This window comes from Denitrificimonas halotolerans, assembly GCF_034259425.1.
GTDB lineage: Bacteria > Pseudomonadota > Gammaproteobacteria > Pseudomonadales > Pseudomonadaceae > Denitrificimonas > Denitrificimonas halotolerans.
Genome location: NZ_JAXIVU010000003.1, coordinates 197,565 through 215,015, shown reverse-complemented (window position 1 = coordinate 215,015; position 17,451 = coordinate 197,565). Strand labels below are relative to the sequence as shown.

Sequence of the window (17,451 nt, the reverse complement as noted above, 5' to 3'; positions counted from 1 at the left end):
AAGATTACATTAGCTACTATAACAACGAACGAATCATGCTTAATTTAAAGATGAGCCCTGCTCAATACAGAGCTCAGTACCTAAGTAAAAGCGTGGCTTAAGAGTCCAAGAAAAGGGGTTCACTCCATATCTCTGTGGATGTTTTTGATCCATGGGTTAACCCTGAAGAAGCTAAATGTGAATATAATATCACTCCTGTTAGTGAGCCGAAATCTGGTGCTTATGATGCGGTGGTGTTGGCTGTAGGTCATCATCAGTTTAAGAGTATGGGTGTAGAGAAAATTCGTAAATTAGGTAAGCCAGAACATATTTTATATGACTTAAAGTACTTACTTAACTCTCAAGAGTCGGATATACGACTGTAAGCCGTTAATCATTTTGGTGCTTATTAATTGTATTATCGTTATAGCAGGCGTCCGATTTTACAAGCTAAATATATAAAATAGATAGGATATGAATGTGAAAAAATTTGCTCTTATTGGTGCTGCGGGTTATATCGCACCTCGTCACATGCAGGCAATTAAACACGTTGAAGCGGACTTAGTAGCCGCCCTTGATCCAAATGATTCGGTGGGGATTATCGATAGCCACTTCCCTGATGCGAGCTTTTTTACTGAGTTTGAACGTTTTGACCGTCATATCGATAAGCTAAGACGTGCGGGCGAAGGTGTGAACTATATTTCTATTTGTTCACCAAACTACTTGCACGATTCTCATATGCGTTTTGCTTTACGCTCAGGTGCAGATGCCATTTGTGAAAAGCCATTGGTATTAAACCCATGGAATATTGATGGGCTTTTAGAAGTGGAAAAAGATACTGGTAGAAAAGTGAATACCATTTTGCAGTTGCGTGTTCACCCTGCCATTGTTGCGTTGAAAGAAAAAGTAAAAAGCACTCAAAACAGCAAAAAATATGAAGTTGATCTTACCTATATTACTTCACGTGGTAAGTGGTACTTACAGTCTTGGAAGGGCGACACTAAAAAGTCAGGTGGTATTGCCAGTAACATTGGTGTGCACTTTTTTGACATGCTGCATTTTATTTTTGGTGACTTGCAGGAAAATATCGTCCATCACATGACAGATACCAAGGCAGCAGGTTACTTAGAGTACGAAAGTGCACGAGTACGTTGGTTTTTATCTGTAGATATTGAAGATGTTCCAGCGGAGGTTCGTGCGACAGGGCAGCGAACTTTCCGCTCCATCACCGTAAATGGTGAGGAGATTGAATTCTCCGGTGGTTTTACTGAGTTGCATAACCGTAGTTACGAAGAAATTTTAGCGGGTCGTGGTTTTGGTTTAGAAGAAAACCGCACTGCGATTGCGACTGTTTCACATATTCGTAACGCTACTGTAGTAGGCCTGCAAGGTGACTACCATCCATTCTTGAAAGAGCAGTGAAGCTTCTGATGACATATTTTAAACATGATAGCGCCATCGTTGATGATGGCGCGCAAATTGGTGCAGGCAGCCGCGTTTGGCATTTTGTTCACGTTTGTAGCGGAGCGCAAATTGGCAAAGGCGTTTCCCTTGGTCAAAACGTTTTCGTAGGTAATAAAGTCACCATCGGTGATCACTGTAAAATCCAAAATAACGTTTCGGTTTACGATAATGTACACCTTGAAGAGGGTGTGTTTTGTGGCCCGAGTATGGTGTTTACCAACGTATATAATCCGCGTTCATTAATTGAACGCAAAGATGAGTACCTCGACACTGTTGTCAAAAAAGGGGCAACTCTTGGGGCTAATTGCACAATCGTTTGCGGCGTGACCATAGGTGAGTACGCCTTTGTTGGTGCGGGTGCAGTGGTTAATAAAGATGTACCTGCTTATGCCCTTATAGTTGGAGTGCCCGCAAGACAAATCGGTTGGATGAGCGAGTTTGGTGAGCAATTGGATTTACCATTAAGTGGTGAAGGGCAAACTACCTGTCAACATACCGGTACTGTGTACACACTCAAAAATGGCTTGGTGACCAAACAAGCTGCGTAAACATAATATTTAACTGTAGGCGCGGACATTGCTCCGGCGATATGGCATATGCAATTTATCGATTTAGCTGCCCAGCAAGCACGCATTAAAGACAAAATAGATTTTAATATTCAAAACGTTTTAGCGCATGGTCAATATATTCTTGGTCCTGAGGTCGGTGAGCTTGAAGAAAAGTTGGCCGACTTTGTAGGTGCTAAATATTGTATTGGTGTTGCTAACGGTACCGATGCTTTGCAGATTGCTCAAATGGCCTATGGCATAGGGCCTGGCGATGAGGTTATTACCCCTGGGTTTACTTATATTGCTACGGCAGAAACTGTTGCTTTATTAGGCGCAAAACCCGTTTATGTTGATGTATGCCCAAAAACATACAACTTAGACCCACAAAAGTTAGAAGCAGCTATTACCACTAAAACCAAAGCAATCATTCCAGTATCACTTTACGGTCAATGCGCTGACTTTGATGCCATTAATACTATCGCCAAAAAATATGGTATTCCTGTTATTGAAGACGCAGCACAAAGCTTTGGTGCTACTTATAAAGGTAAGCAGTCTTGTAATTTAAGTACCGTAGCCTGCACTAGCTTCTTCCCTAGCAAACCACTTGGTTGCTACGGTGATGGGGGCGCAATATTCACCAACGATGACGAGCTAGCCATTGCATTACGCCAAATAGCACGTCACGGGCAAGACCGCCGTTACCATCATCTTCGTGTCGGCGTAAATAGTCGCTTAGATACCCTGCAAGCCGCTATCTTATTACCCAAGCTCGAAATATTCGCAGAAGAAATTAAATTACGCCAACAAGTAGCCAAGCGCTATAAAGGATTATTGTCCGTGTCTTCAGTGGATTCTGTGGCTAAAACAATCACTTTACCGTTTGTTGAAGAACACAACACCAGTGCTTGGGCACAATTCACCATTCAGGTGGAGAACCGCGAACAAGTACAAGCCAAACTTAAAGAAGCTGGCATTCCCACAGCAGTGCATTACCCGATACCTCTAAACAAGCAACCAGCAGTGGCCGATGAAAGCGCCAAGCTACCTGTAGGCGATGCAGTGGCAGAAAAGGTAATTAGCTTGCCCATGCATCCGTACATGAGTAATGAAGACCAATATAAAATCGCCAAGGCTTTAGCTGAATGAACAATCTAATAATTCTTACCTCTAGCTTTCCATATGAAGGTGGCGAGCAGTTCTTAGAGACAGAAATAAAGTATTGGAAGGGGACTAATTTTGATAATGTTTACATCATGTCAGACAATAATAAAGGAGCCTTACGAAGTTTCCCTGGTGAGATTAAACTACTAAAAAAACATAAAATAAATAAAAAGTTTTTGTATGTAGTAAAGGCATTGTTAAGCGTTTATTTTATGAAAGAAGTTGTATGTTTATTTAAGAGAGGGGGGGTAATAAATTTTATATCTAATTTAAAAGTAGCATTAAAATCAGTAGCTGTTCTGCTTCGTGAAAAAGAAATGCTAAGTAAAACAATGATGAGTAATGATATTGATGGTAATAATACATTTTATTGCTATTGGAATGATATTTCTTTTTATGCGGCTTGCATCTTAAAAGAAAAAGGGGCTGTTAATCAGGTTGTTTCTAGGGCACATAGATTTGATTTATATGAAGAGCAAAGAAAGAATAAATATATGCCCTTAAAAAGACAATTTGCAAACTCGCCTGATAGAGTTTATCTGTTATCTAAAAGCGCACTTAAATATTATAAAAGCAAATATAGTGTAACTGTTAATAATCTTGATGTAGCAAGGCTAGGTGTAAACTTACCTGCTGAACAGCCACAAGCTAAAATATCGAGGGATACTGTAAAAGTTATTTCTATATCATACTGTGTACCCGTAAAACAAATACATTTAATTGCTAGTGCTGTATTAGAGTACGCAAAACAAAATCAAGATATAGGTGTTGAGTGGGCACATATTGGTGACGGACCACTATTAAAGAGTTTGATCAAAGAGTCACGTGAATTAACACGTAAACAAACTAATTTAACCATCAATTTTTTTGGCCACAAAAAAAATACAGATGTTATTGAAATACTTAAATCAGGGGGGTTTGACATATTTATCAACTCTAGTGCTTCTGAAGGTATCCCCGTTTCTATAATGGAAGCCATGAGTTGTAAGATTCCATCTATAGCTCCTAACGTCGGTGGTATCTCTGATCTTGTAAATAATGAAAACGGCTATTTAATGCCTAAAAAATGTACAGCTAGTGATATAGTCCTTGGTATTAATACTATATGTAAAAACAAAAAAACTATTGATTATGGTAACAATGCTTATAATTGGGTATATGAAAGATTCAATGCCTCCATTAACTATCCTGATTTTATTTGTAAACTAGAAAAGATCGCAGGGATTAATGAACCTTAATAAAATACTGGGCTATGCTATTGGTCCAATAGGTGCTGCCGCACTAGGATTTATTACTCTTCCGCTCATCACATGGTTTTATTCAGTAGAAGATGTGGGCAGAATCTCTATGCTACAAGTGGTAGCCAGCTTTTCTATTCTTCTTTTCTGCTTAGGTCTAGACCAAGCTTATGTGCGCGAATATCATGAGTCAGATAACAAACCAAAACTACTAAAGCTAAGTTTATTCCCTGGGCTTTTTTTAATTATTTGTACTTACGGAATAATTTATCTGATTGAGCCCACCGTAATTGCTAAATACTTGTATGATATCCCAAGTGCTTTTTTAAGTGCAGTTAGCATTCTCTGCTTTTTTTTAGCTTTTACTTCTCGCTTTTTATCCTTGATACTTCGTATGGAAGAACGGGCTCTCGCTTATTCAATGAGTCAGCTACTACCGAAAATTATTTTTTTATTATTTATCGTTAGTACTGTTCTATTTGGTTTTAAAAAAGACGCTTACAACCTAATTACTGCACACACGCTGTCCGTATTATCTGTCTTTCTTGTGTTTTTTTGGAATACAAGGAAAGAATGGCTAACCTCTCTTAAATATTCTATTAAGTGGATAGAGATAAAGCCATTACTTATTTTTGGTCTTCCATTAGTAATAGGTGGCTTAGCCTCATGGGGGCTCAACGTTATGGATAAATTATTTTTACGGAGCATGTCCACCTTTGCAGAGCTTGGTGTTTACTCAGTCACAATGAGTATCGCAGGTGTCGCCACAATTTTTGCAGGTATTTTCAACACTATCTGGGCCCCTATGGTTTACAAGTGGGTAAAAGAAGGTGCTGACCTTAAAAAGGTTGATGAGATCTCAGAACACTTATTAGCAGCAATTTATTTTATTGTGGTCTTAGCAGGTTTATTTTCTTGGATACTCCCTTACTTTCTACCAAAAGAATACGCTGCAATTGAATATTTGATTACGCTATGTTTAATAGCACCTCTTTTTTATACTCTTTCAGAAACAACAGCTGTAGGGATATCAATATCAAGAAAAACAGGATTCTCTATGTTGGCATCCATTGGCGCAATGTTGATTAATGTAATAGGAAATTATTTATTAGTACCTAAAATTGGAGCAACTGGTGCAGCCATATCAACAGCATTTTCTTTTTGGGTTTTTTATATTTTACGTACCGAGCTTGCTCGTAGAGTTTGGCGTAATATGCCTAGCGTTAAAACTTATTTAATTATAACTATTTTACTTTCTGTTGTTGTTATTAAATCACTGTTTTTAGATCAAGGAGGTTTACTTCTGTTTATATGGATAGGAATGTTTTTTATCGGTTTTTTTATCTTTAATCGAAGCATCAAGATGGTTAAAGAAGTACTGTTAAGTCAATATGCTAAGTAAATATTAGTTTTGTTTCTTAGCTAAATTTTCATAGCTTTTTTATTAATTAAGTAGACAGGTGCTCTTGACGTGACGGTAGCCGTTATTGCATATAATATATACCAATGGTTTATTGCACCCCTCGCACGTACAATGCTTGCTGCAGTGTATAGCGGCCTTTGGATGGCTTTGTGCAGGGCTTTTTACCCTTGTCTTTAGTGTGTGAAGGTAAAGAATACCTAGCTTTATTTTTGTTTCTTGACGCGATTTCGCTTTCCGGCAACCTTGGCATTTGCTAGTGGCTATAAGAAGGCATGGTAAGTGATAGATTCTGTGTGCTCACCAACGATAATCAATGTTTGAGAAATTAACCTTGGTGTTTAAAGCTGTTCTGGTGATTTGTTAGTTAGAAGACGATTTTCTAATTCGTGTATAACTGCCTGTTTTCAGTAGCCAAAAAAAGAGTTTTTAAATGAAAAAAATAGTTACCATTGTCGGCGCTAGGCCGCAGTTTATTAAAGCCAGTGTCGTCTCTAAAGCCATTCAAGAAACCGATGGCTTAACTGAGGTTTTAATCCACACTGGCCAGCACTTTGATGCCAATATGTCGGATGTGTTTTTCGAACAGCTAGGCATTCCACGCCCAGATTATCAGTTAAACATTAACAGCGTGAACCACGGTGATATGACTGGCCGTATGTTGATAGAAATTGAAAAGGTGTTGCTTAAAGAGCAGCCCGATTGGGTATTGGTTTATGGTGATACGAACTCCACGCTTGCCGGTGCTTTGGCAGCGGCTAAATTGCATATTCCTGTAGCTCATGTGGAAGCAGGTTTGCGTAGCTTTAATATGCAGATGCCGGAAGAAATTAACCGTATCCTGACCGACCAAATTAGTAGTGTACTGTTTTGTCCAACCGATTCAGCTATGGCGAACCTAAAGCGTGAGGGTTTTGATGATAAGCCCATCCAAGTGTTGCAGGTGGGTGATGTGATGCAAGACAGCGCCGAGTTTTTCGCCCAAAAAGCCACTCAGCCGCAGGGCTTTGAGCTTGACGATGGCTTTATTCTTACCACCTTTCATCGTGCCGAAAACACTGATAACCCAGAGCGCTTAGCCGCTATTATTACAGCGCTTAACCACCTACACACCAACCTAGCGCCTGTAGTTTTACCCCTGCATCCACGCACCCGTAAAGTCATCGCTGCACAAGGCTTAAAGCTAGATGTTCACTTAATCGATCCAGTTGGTTATTTAGAAATGATTTGGCTACTACAACGCACAGGTCTAGTCCTCACCGACAGCGGCGGTGTACAAAAAGAAGCGTTTTTTATGGGGAAAGCCTGCGTTACTATGCGAGATCAGACTGAATGGATTGAGTTGGTTGAAGTCGGGGCTAATGAGTTGGTGGGGGCTGATACGAATAATATTATCGAGGCTGCTATGCATAACTTAGGACGTACTGTTAAAGATGAGAGTAGGTTGTACGGTGGCGGGAAGACATCTAAAGAAATTGCTAAAAGACTTAATTCGTTAATTTAATAGTTATATATTTAAAACGGAAAACTTGTGAAAAACATTTTAATTGTTGGTTTGCCTTTTTTTCCACATAAGTATAATTATGTGGTTGATTCCTATAAAAAAAATAATGTTAACATTAAAGTTCTCTTAAATAAGAAAAAAACTGATCCAATAAACACAGAGCAGTCCATTTTTGTTTATGCTGGAACTAATATTTTTATGAGAGTTTTTTCTTATTTTAAAGTTCTAATGATGTTTAAACCAAAAAATATTGATTGTTATGATTACTCAATTCTTTCAGTTTTTTACGTATTATTAGCCAGAGCTCTTAATATAAATGTAAGGTTTTGGCTAATTGGTTGGGAGTTAACTGGTGATAAGCAAAATATAAATAATGAATCGTACAAAAGTATCATTTTAGTGAGTATTAAGAAAAAACTGACAAGATTAGCAGTAAGATTTTCTAATAAAATATATGCCAAAGAAAAGCATCACTTGGTTAGCCTTGCAGAGATAAGCCCTAAGCTTTTAAATAAAGTCGTTAGTATCTATAACGCCGTACCGGTACAAGAGTATGTAAAGCCAAGAGGAAAAAAAAATAAAAAAGACTTTATATACGCAAATGCTGTTATTGAAAAAAGGAATGTTATTGAATTAATAGAATCATTTAACGAACTTAAAGAAAAAGGAAAATCTTTCAATGCTTCAATTTATGGTTTCAATTCTATTTCTAATGAAGTTTATGCTCCAAGAGGAGTATCCTACTCTGAAAAAGCCTTAGATGTTTATGAAAAATTAAATATCAGTGATGTTGTATCTGCACATGGTTTTGTTAGCAATATACGTGAAATTATGAAAAAGCATCGTTTTTTCGTATTGCCAGCAGATATTATTTTAGCGAACTATGCATTACTTGAATCTATGTCATTAGGTCTTGTTCCTGTTGTTTATCCAGGAGATGGATTTGAAGAAATTATAACGGATGGAGTGAACGGGATAGTTGTAAAAAACAATAATTTAACAGCTGCTTTAGAGCTTGCTTTAAGCCTAACGGAAGAAGAGTACAATAAGCTTTCGTACGAAGCCTACTGTCAAATTAAGAATAATTTTTCACTTGATGAATGGGCTAAAAAAATAACACTAGATCTAGTTTAGGAATATATGATGAAAGTTCTATCCGTTTTTGGGACTAGACCAGAAGCAATTAAAATGGCACCTCTCGTTAAAGCACTAGAAGCAGATGGTTTTTTTGATGCTAAAGTAGCAGTTACAGCGCAACATCGTGAAATGTTAGACCAAGTTTTAAAGCTTTTTGAAATCACACCAGACTTTGATTTAAATCTAATGCAGGCTGGTCAGGACTTATACGATATTACAAGTAAAGTACTTCTTGGTTTGCGTGACGTATTTTCTGAGTTCAAGCCTGATTTGGTATTAGTTCACGGTGATACTGCCACTACTTTCGCTGCTACACTGGCAGCTTTCTATCAGCAAGTTCCTGTGGGGCATGTAGAAGCAGGCTTGCGTACAGGGAATATGTATTCTCCTTGGCCTGAAGAAGCAAACCGTGTGTTAACAGGCAGGCTGGCAAAATGGCACTTCTCCCCTACTGAACGTAACAAACAAGCATTATTAGATGAGAAAATTTCTTCTGACCACATCACTGTAACTGGTAACACAGTGATAGATGCGTTGCAGTTAGTAACACAAAAAATTGCTGAATCAGCTGAGCTGAAAAAAAGTATCACTGAATCATTAACTACTGCTGGCTTAAATATTAACGCTGTTGAACATCGCTATGTTTTAGTTACTGGGCATCGTCGTGAAAACTTTGGTGGTGGTTTTGAAAATATTTGTGCCGCTTTACGTGACTTGGCCATTTCCAACCCTGAAACTCATTTTGTTTATCCTGTCCATTTAAATCCAAATGTTCAAGAGCCTGTAAACCGATTACTAGGTGACGTAAATAATCTGCATTTAATAAAACCTCTTGGTTATGAGCCATTTGTGTACTTAATGCAAAATTCCTACTTAGTACTTACAGATAGTGGTGGAGTTCAAGAAGAAGCACCTGGCTTAGGCAAGCCAGTTTTAGTAATGCGTGAGACTACAGAAAGACCAGAAGCGGTTGAAGCAGGTACAGTTAGACTAGTTGGCACAGATTCGAATTTGATACGCGATGCTGTTCAAAAATTATTAGATGACTCAGTGCTTTATCAAAAAATGTCACAAGCGCATAATCCTTATGGTGATGGTCAAGCCACTAAACGGATTATAAACTTTTTAAAAAATGTAATGTAAATTATTCCCTGTCTTTTAATTTTGTAGAAATATACGTGGGCTTAAGTGGCTATGGTTGCCTTCTGAATATTTATAATAAAATAACATTTTTGTTATATACTAAGTGCCACTAATATAATTTATAAGTCCTTTTATTTTAGGATGCATATGAGTAAAATATTGATTATTGATACAGCATGGCCAATTAATACTCGCACAGAAAGATTTAAGAATACATTGTCAGACTACTTTAACGTAACTGTGGTTGCATGGAATAGAGGCGCCAAGTCATCTCAAGCCGTACCAGCTTCACATTATGTCTTAGAAAATGAGCTGGGTTATGGGAACAAGATAAAGAAAATATTTTCATTACCTAAATTTATTAGGTACATTTCAAAAATAAAAAAAATAGAGAATCCAGATATTATATTTGCTAGCCATTGGGATTCTCTACTTTGTGCAGTCTCTATAAAGGTTTTCTCAAGAAATAAAATAAAAATAATTTATGATTGTTTAGACCTTCCAACTTCTAACAACAAAGCAATAAGTCTGTTTTTAAAATTACTGGAAAGGGCATGTCTTAGACATGTGAGTTTTACAATTTTTGCATCTCGTTTTTTTAAAGAACTTTATCCTTCAAGTCTGAATTCTTATACATTTGAAAACTATCCATCTAAAAAAGCACTAGATTTTGATTCAATACAGCCAAAATGGTTTTTAGATTTTAAAGAAAACAAACCAGAGAGCGGTAAAAATGTTTCATGGGTCGGAGTAGTTAGGTACTATGAAATTCTAGAGAATATTTTGAAAGCAATTGTTGGTACAAGTATTTGCTTTTATGTTTTTGGAGATGGTCCAGAACTTAAAAAATTACAAAAAAAAGTAAAGACACTTAACCTAGAGAATCAAGTTGTATTTTTTGGAAGATACTCGCCTTCCGATTTAAAATACATTTATGAACTAGCGGACCTAGTGTGGGCCGCTTATCCCACAAATGATTTTAATGCAATCTATGCAATTTCAAATAAATATTTCGAATGCTCTTATTTTTCTAAAATACCAATTTTTTCAAAAAATACTATGATGGCGAAAGAGCTTGTAAAGGAATACAGCAATGTAGTTGTAGTTGATGAATATAATGTTGATGACATCAGAAATAAAATTAAAAAGGGCTTAGCTTCACTCTCTGTAAGCTATGTGAAGTATGAGCCTGATACTTTTTGGGAAGAAAAAGAAGATTTATTTATAGATTACTTAAAAGAAAGTTTAAATATATCTGGAAAATATAATGCGTCCTAGCGTTTCCATCATAACCCCTTCTTACAACTCCTCCTCTTTCATTTTACAAACACTTAGGTCAGTAACCACGCAAACTTTTAATAACTGGGAAGTTATAATTGTTGATGACTGTTCCTCTGATAGTTCAGCAGAGGTAATCCAACAGTACGCATCTCAAGACCCTCGTATTAAGTTTATACAATTAGAAAAAAACTCTGGTGCTTCAATTGCACGAAACACTGCAATTGAAGTCGCAACTGGTCGATTTATTGCTTTCTTGGATAGCGATGATTTATGGCATCCGGAAAAGCTAGAAAAGCAAATCAGCTTCATGTTAGAGAACGAAGTTGCTTTCAGTTACACAGCTTATGAAAAAATCGATGAAAAAGGAGTATCGTTCGATATTGTGAACACCCCTACGAAAATCAGTTATAAGCAGCTCTTAAAAACCAATGTTATCGGTTGTTTGACTGCTATGTATGATGTTGAAAAATTGGGTAAAGTCTATATGCCAGTCAATACAAAGCGGGAAGACTTTGCTACATGGTTAGCAATTTTGAAGAAAATTGATTATGCCTATGGCATGCCTGAAGTGTTGGCACGGTACAGAGTGTATGCATCACAAAGTTCAGCCAAAAAAACTAAAATGGCCAAAGAAAACTGGCGCTTATACCGTGATCTAGAGCAGTTGAGTATTTTTAAGTCAGCTTATTACTTTACCCATTACGCTGTACGTGGTGTGCTTCGTACGAAATTTCCAACACTTGCTCGAGCACTAGGGGTGTTAGATTAATATCTTTTATATGAGATAAGAACTGCGATCTTCTTTTGGCTCAACTCTTTTTATTCACTCAATTTTGATATGACTAATCTCGCTCCAGTCGTCACCTTCGGTACTTCCGGCCATTGCGTATTTTTAGTGCGTAACGTAGGGACAGGCGAGGCGCAAGCTTTATGAGTTAAGATTTTGTAATTGTATATGGGCTCGCAGTCTAAAGGGCTTAAGGCATATATACGGCAGTGGTGCCTAGGGATAGAATAGGCCGTTCTTTCGATTTCTAGACAGCTTTGGCCTTATCAAACCAAAGTTTGGAGACTAATGTGTCGGTTAACTTAGAGCGTCGTCATTCGCGCTGGTATGAAGTCATCCTCTTCAGTAGTTTGTTTCAGTTTATTCTGGGGTTTGCTGTTGTTGTTTTGCTGCCCAATTGGATTCGTTGGGGGGAGTTGTTGTTAAAGCTGCCGCTGACAGAAACCGAACTGAATACAGTCATCGCGAACAGCATTGCTTATGCCATTTCATTTTTTATATTGCATAAATTTAAACGCTTTCCAGGGACGCGTTCCTTGCCTTTTATTATTCCGACGATCTTAACGTCGTGGTTGTTTGTATTATCTGTTTTGTTGTTTTTACGTGAAGAGAACTACGCCCGCCAGGTGCTGAGTTACGCTTTTATTCTGGCTTATGTTTGGGCTTTTTTAGGTTACTTTTTAGGACGTCGTTATGCACAGCCTAAGTTAGCGCTGGTTCCTTATGGCCGCGCGTTAGAGTTAGAGGACACACCTCATGCGATCGTAACGGTTCTAAATAAAGCTGATTTAGAAGGGCGTCGTTATGACGGCATTGTGGCAGACCTGCACTCAACAGAACTGCCAGCTGAATGGGAGCGTTTTCTGGCCAGCTGCACCTTGGCGCGTATCCCTGTTTACCATACCCAACAGTTGATTGAGTCAATGACAGGCCGAGTGAAGATAGATCATTTGTCTGAAAACATATTTGGCTCTCTTTTGCCATCAGGCATGTATTCTGGTTTTAAGCGTTTTTTTGAAGTGCTGTTGGTGCTACTGGCTGCACCGGTGTGGGTACCCATCATGCTGCTAACAGGGATTGTGATTAAGCTTGAAAGTGATGGGCCTATGTTTTTTATTCAAGAGCGTGTTGGCCTGAGAAATAAGGATTTTAAAGTCTACAAGCTGCGCAGTATGTGTAAAGACTCGGAAAAAGATGGGGCTCAGTTTGCCCAAGCGAATGATATGCGCATCACTCGAGTTGGTCATTTTATTCGTAAAACCCGCCTTGATGAGATTCCACAGTTTATTAATGTGCTCAAAGGGGACATGAGCTTAATTGGCCCGCGGCCAGAGCAGCGTGCCTTTGTGAATCAGTTTGAAAAAGAGATTCCGTTTTATTCTTATCGCCACGTGGTTCGGCCAGGCATTACCGGTTGGGCGCAAGTGGTACATGGTTATGCTGCCGATGCCGATGATACTCAAGTTAAGATTGAACATGACTTCTACTACATCAAGCATTTCTCCTTGTGGCTGGATATTTTGATTGTAGTGAAAACCATTAAAACGATTTTGACTGGGTTTGGGGCGCGTTAGCTAGGGCGCATATTGTTGTTTTCATAGTTGAGTGGTTGTGACTCAGGCCGGTACACCGGATTTTCGTGTTGTGAGTAAAAGGGAGCGGGTGGTATGAGAGGGGTATTCAAGTCTATTTTGACGAGGTTATTTAATCGTCAAGCAGCACTAAAGGCTATGAACTCTTCCCTCAGCTCAGCAGTAAGAGGCGTGTCTGCATCATCTGCCACTAAGCCTTCAGCTGAGAGCAGTTATGTATACACTGAGCGCTGTAAACGAGTTTTAAATTATTGGCTGGATACTGAGTTATTTGATTTACCTGAATGCCCTTTAGATGTAAAAAAGAAGATTATCAGCCAACCCGCAGACGATTTTAATAAGGTCTGGGGTGATGCAGCGATTGAAAAAATAACGACAAAAAAATTAAAAATCAGCGATAAAAGTCGCTTATTGCTGATGTTTCAGTGTCATCGAGCGGGGTACCTCACTCGAGAAGATGAAAAACATCCCAACTATGTTGTGCCGCGTACCTACCTTGTTGCGCAAGCCATGATCCCGCAATGGGATGATGAGAAGAAAACTTTGTCTTGGCTGCGCTCTGACAATAATGAAGACCTCATTCTAAACTTAGCAACAATGCGTACCTTGTATCGGCGCTGCCGTAGCTCCGTGCCTGAACATATGAGCCTTGCGCAGTGGGTTGAAGCACGGGTCGTCAGTATTGAAACGAAGCTGCAGGATCATCTGGGTGGTGATGAGGGCGTGCCGCTCAGCACGGAAGAGTTACAAAGCCGTATTATTGAGATTAATCGCGAACTTGCAGAAGAGTTTTGGCCTGATGCTGATGCGCGTCGTTATATGCTGCAGCATTGTCAGCCGATTGAAAGTGGATACTTGGCAGAACAAGATAAGCCTCGACAGCTCTCCAATGGTTCTGTGACTTTTCGTTGGCGGTTCTGTTATTACCCCGATGAAAACGAAAGCAAACAGCTCGGCCCTTTCTTTGTGAAAGATCTTGAGCATGTGATAAGTCGCATCGAGCGAGATGGACTGCAAGGCTTATCCGCCCCACTGAAAGAATATGTGTTAGGCCAAGTAGAGCAGGTTGAAATTGGCGATGCGGTGAATCAAGGGGCGTTTTTTCTACAGCATACCAACGCATTACTGCACGGACGTTGGCCTGAAAACCCCAAGTATGGTTTGAGTTTGCTGCAGGCGTTTGCTGTGAATGTGGCGCGTGCTGCTGAGCAAAATCCGATTGTTGCTGTAAATGGTCCTCCAGGTACGGGTAAAACGACCCTGTTAAAAGATATTATTGCCGATCGTTTTGTAGCGCGCAGCTATGCTTTAAGTCGGGTGTGTGAGGATACTGAATGGTTTAATGACAGTTCAAATCTTGAAGTGATTATGCAACACAGCATGTTGGTGGCGTCGAGTAATAATAAAGCAGTTGAAAACATTTCTAGAGAACTGCCTGCGTTGAGCCAACTGGATGAAGCATTTGCTGACGCTGTTACTCATTTTCGTGCGTTGGCACCGAGCAGCGATTGGGGGTTGTTTTGTGCCATTCTGGGTAATTCAACAAACCGTAATGTGTTTAAAGCAACGCTGAAAAAAGTGAGCGAGCATATTAAATACATTAATGATATTTATAATCTCAATCTTTTTTATAGAGCTCTTTTAAGTGGCGGTCAGGAAAATGGGCAGAAAACCATTGCAGAATTTGTTCAGCAGTGGGATAAGCAAGGCCAAATTCCAGCGCTGGTTGCTGATATTAAGTTGTGTCAGGCATATCAAAGCTATGAGGGCTTCTTCTCAGAGTTCACCGATGCTTTGCTGATGATTGACTCTGGTGAGCTTACGGTTGATGCGCTGGCTGCTCGTTGGGATGAGTTTAAGGAAGAGCAGTGGGATTACTCACTAAAAGCGTTCGAGGCCTTTAAGCGTCAGTGGTTTGGTAAGAAGCTGTATCAGGCGCACATTAAGAAAAAGTTGCAAGCGGCCAAAGATGACTTTGTTCAGCGTTATGCCATGTTTTCATCGAGCAATGCTCAGTCTGCAGCTTATTGGGAGTTGGATGAGGAGCAACATTTAACTTCTGCTGCGGCTTACATGCCGAAAACTGATGAGTCTCTTGAGGCGGCAGAACAGCGACTACAAATGAGCGCTCCTTTTAGTAGTGAGAAGTTAAATAGGCAGCGCAGTGAGTTGTTTGCTAGTGCTTTAAGGTTCAATGAGGCCCTTTTAGAAAGCAGTGGGGCGCAGTTTTCTAAGCATTGGGAACAATTAAATCAGTTGATTGATGGGCGTTTAGAAACGACAGAAGTTTTACCCGAGCATCAGCAGTTGTGGGCACTTTTATTTTTATTTTTTCCTGTTGTGAGTACGTCGCTCTCATCGGTGGAAAGCCAGTTTAGATTGATGCAGAAAACCAGCGGGTTTGGTTTGGTAATGATCGATGAGGCAGGGCAAGCTGTTAACTATCATATCGTAGGATTATTGCAGCGCTGTCGACAAGCTATTTTAGTCGGCGATCCTATCCAGCTTGAGCCTGTAGTCGCGCTGCCATCTTCAGTGGACCGAGCAATTGCTCATGATTTTATTGATGTATCGTCAAAAGATGGTGTGTCAAGGTGGGGTGACCGTTATTTGGTGAGTACCAGTTCGGCTCAAAGCTTAGCGGATCATGCTGGGCGTTTTATGGCTAAAATTGGTGAGCGTAAAGTGGGTATACCATTATTGGTACATAGGCGCTGTACAGAACCTATGTTTTCAATTGCTAATAAAATTGCTTATGACAATAAAATGGTTATGGCCAGTCAGCCATTTAGTTGGCCAGCGATTCCAAGCGGTTGGATTCATGTTGAAGAACAGCCTGATGCAATTGCACGCCCGGGCTATGCAAATACTGCAGAAGCTGTTACAGCCTTAAAAGTGGTTGAGTTTTTAGTTGTTCAGCACCCTCAAATGGTAGCCGGTGGTGTTTATATCATTACACCTTTTTCTAAGATGAGAGTTGAGTTACAAACCTGCTGTAAAAAACTATTACAAAACGCTAATAATCACGCTTGGATGCAGCAGGCATTGGGAAAAGACAAGGCCCATACAGCTAAGCCTGATCAGTTTTTCAAGGAAAATATTGGTACTGTTCATACCTTTCAAGGTAAAGAGGCATCAACAGTTATTTTCTGTACTGCAGCCTCTAAAGCGCGTAAAAATACGGGTGGCATTAGTTGGGTGAATGGTAAACCTAATTTACTGAATGTGGCGGTTACGCGGGCTAAGCACCACTTGTTTGTGGTGGGTAATCGAGTCGACTGGGCGCAAGGGGGCTTATCCTCAGACCTGCAAAATACAGGTATGCAGCATTTTGATAGCTTTGAGAGTTTTATACAGCAACAGCCATCTGATTTTTCTGAGCATCAGTTGCTGCAAACGCCTTTGGTAGACGCTGCTAGTAAAATCACTTTTAATTTGATTTAAGTAGGATGCGCGTTAAGCATTATTTGACGGGCTGCTTTGATTTGTAATTCAGCAAGATGCAAAGCATTCAGACTTTTTGCATGAGCCCTTGAAAAAGTACAGATCGATCCCATCTATGTAGGTAAGCAAGCAGGGAGGGCGCTTTGATATTTTACTGATTTGTATAAATATTAGACAAAAGGCGCTGTTTAACGTATGATGCTTGTTCTGTCACCTTGTAAGTGAACAGCTTTGGGGCCGATTAGGATTCGACGCTGGTTGCGAAACTTTAGGTGCATGCCGAGTTGGTAACAGAACTCGTAAATCCACTGTTGCAACTTTTATAGTTGCCAATGACGAAAACTACGGAGCAACAGCTCTAGCTGCGTAAGCAGCCGAGCCGCTCCTCTGGTCGCTTCGGCGCCAGCAGTCACTAGAGGATGTCTGTAAACTCAAACTGACTGTCAGATAGAACAGAATCGCCGCTTAGTATGTTGTGGACGACGCGGCTAAAACTTACACAACTCGCCCAATGCACCCTGCCGATCGGGCGGCTGCGGGTTAACTTAATAGACACGGCTAAGCATGTAGTACCGACAGCGGAGTACTGGCGGACGGGGGTTCAAATCCCCCCGGCTCCACCAAATATAAAAAGGCGTCTTGTTTAAGACGCCTTTTTTTGTGCCTGCAATTCAGCAATATCAAGGGTTTGCACGCTATAGGTGTTCATAGGTGTCTTTTCCAATCCACTGCTTTTGGTATTCCACTAGGTAT

The 17,451-nt window shown here is 39.8% G+C and carries 14 protein-coding genes and 1 other RNA gene; all 15 read left to right on the top strand.

From position 1 onward, the window contains the following. The first annotated feature begins 8 nt into the window (after positions 1 to 8). Positions 9 to 101 carry an IS3 family transposase gene (locus tag TOI97_RS04330; RefSeq protein WP_407651303.1) on the top strand — a complete coding sequence of 31 codons (93 nt, stop codon included), beginning with the start codon at positions 9 to 11 and terminating at the stop codon, positions 99 to 101. Positions 102 to 134: 33 nt separating this feature from the next. Then, a complete protein-coding gene (locus TOI97_RS04325) occupies positions 135 to 365 on the top strand; it encodes a UDP binding domain-containing protein (protein ID WP_321552890.1) in 231 nt (76 codons plus the stop codon). Between the two features lie 94 nt (positions 366 to 459). Next, positions 460 to 1,401, top strand: coding sequence for a Gfo/Idh/MocA family protein (locus TOI97_RS04320; RefSeq protein ID WP_321552898.1), 942 nt, complete (start codon positions 460 to 462; stop codon positions 1,399 to 1,401). A gap of 8 nt (positions 1,402 to 1,409) precedes the next feature. Continuing rightward, positions 1,410 to 1,991: an acyltransferase gene (locus tag TOI97_RS04315; RefSeq protein WP_321552889.1), complete on the top strand. Its 582-nt coding sequence runs from the start codon at positions 1,410 to 1,412 to the stop codon at positions 1,989 to 1,991. Positions 1,992 to 2,039: 48 nt separating this feature from the next. Next, positions 2,040 to 3,137 (top strand): DegT/DnrJ/EryC1/StrS family aminotransferase, encoded by a 1,098-nt coding sequence (locus TOI97_RS04310; RefSeq protein WP_321552888.1) that lies wholly within the window; start codon positions 2,040 to 2,042, stop codon positions 3,135 to 3,137. Then, positions 3,134 to 4,390, top strand: coding sequence for a glycosyltransferase (locus TOI97_RS04305; protein ID WP_321552887.1), 1,257 nt, complete (start codon positions 3,134 to 3,136; stop codon positions 4,388 to 4,390). Before TOI97_RS04310 ends, TOI97_RS04305 begins: the two co-directional genes overlap by 4 nt. After that, the gene (locus tag TOI97_RS04300) at positions 4,380 to 5,792 is read left to right on the top strand and encodes a lipopolysaccharide biosynthesis protein (protein WP_321552886.1); all 1,413 of its coding nucleotides are present in this window, start codon (positions 4,380 to 4,382) and stop codon (positions 5,790 to 5,792) included. The genes TOI97_RS04305 and TOI97_RS04300 overlap by 11 nt, the downstream gene beginning before the upstream one ends. Positions 5,793 to 6,243: 451 nt before the next feature. Next, the gene (wecB, locus tag TOI97_RS04295; RefSeq protein ID WP_321552885.1) at positions 6,244 to 7,314 is read left to right on the top strand and encodes a non-hydrolyzing UDP-N-acetylglucosamine 2-epimerase; all 1,071 of its coding nucleotides are present in this window, start codon (positions 6,244 to 6,246) and stop codon (positions 7,312 to 7,314) included. 27 nt (positions 7,315 to 7,341) lie between these two features. After that, positions 7,342 to 8,448: a glycosyltransferase family 4 protein gene (locus TOI97_RS04290; RefSeq protein WP_321552884.1), complete on the top strand. Its 1,107-nt coding sequence runs from the start codon at positions 7,342 to 7,344 to the stop codon at positions 8,446 to 8,448. A 9-nt stretch (positions 8,449 to 8,457) separates the two neighbouring features. Next, entirely contained in the window at positions 8,458 to 9,594 is a 1,137-nt protein-coding gene (wecB, locus tag TOI97_RS04285) for a non-hydrolyzing UDP-N-acetylglucosamine 2-epimerase (protein ID WP_321552897.1), read from the top strand. Between the two features lie 147 nt (positions 9,595 to 9,741). After that, a complete protein-coding gene (locus TOI97_RS04280; RefSeq protein WP_321552883.1) occupies positions 9,742 to 10,872 on the top strand; it encodes a glycosyltransferase in 1,131 nt (376 codons plus the stop codon). Beyond that, positions 10,862 to 11,644, top strand: a complete 783-nt coding sequence (locus TOI97_RS04275; protein WP_321552882.1) for a glycosyltransferase family 2 protein — start codon at positions 10,862 to 10,864, stop codon at positions 11,642 to 11,644. The genes TOI97_RS04280 and TOI97_RS04275 overlap by 11 nt, the downstream gene beginning before the upstream one ends. 308 nt (positions 11,645 to 11,952) lie before the next feature. Then, on the top strand, positions 11,953 to 13,236 hold the full coding sequence (locus tag TOI97_RS04270; RefSeq protein WP_321552881.1) for an exopolysaccharide biosynthesis polyprenyl glycosylphosphotransferase: 1,284 nt from the start codon (positions 11,953 to 11,955) through the stop codon (positions 13,234 to 13,236). A gap of 189 nt (positions 13,237 to 13,425) precedes the next feature. Then, a complete protein-coding gene (locus TOI97_RS04265; RefSeq protein ID WP_321552880.1) occupies positions 13,426 to 16,698 on the top strand; it encodes an AAA domain-containing protein in 3,273 nt (1,090 codons plus the stop codon). Positions 16,699 to 16,931: 233 nt separating this feature from the next. Further along, positions 16,932 to 17,321, top strand: a transfer-messenger RNA (tmRNA) gene (gene ssrA, locus TOI97_RS04260). Positions 17,322 to 17,451 lie beyond the last annotated feature (130 nt).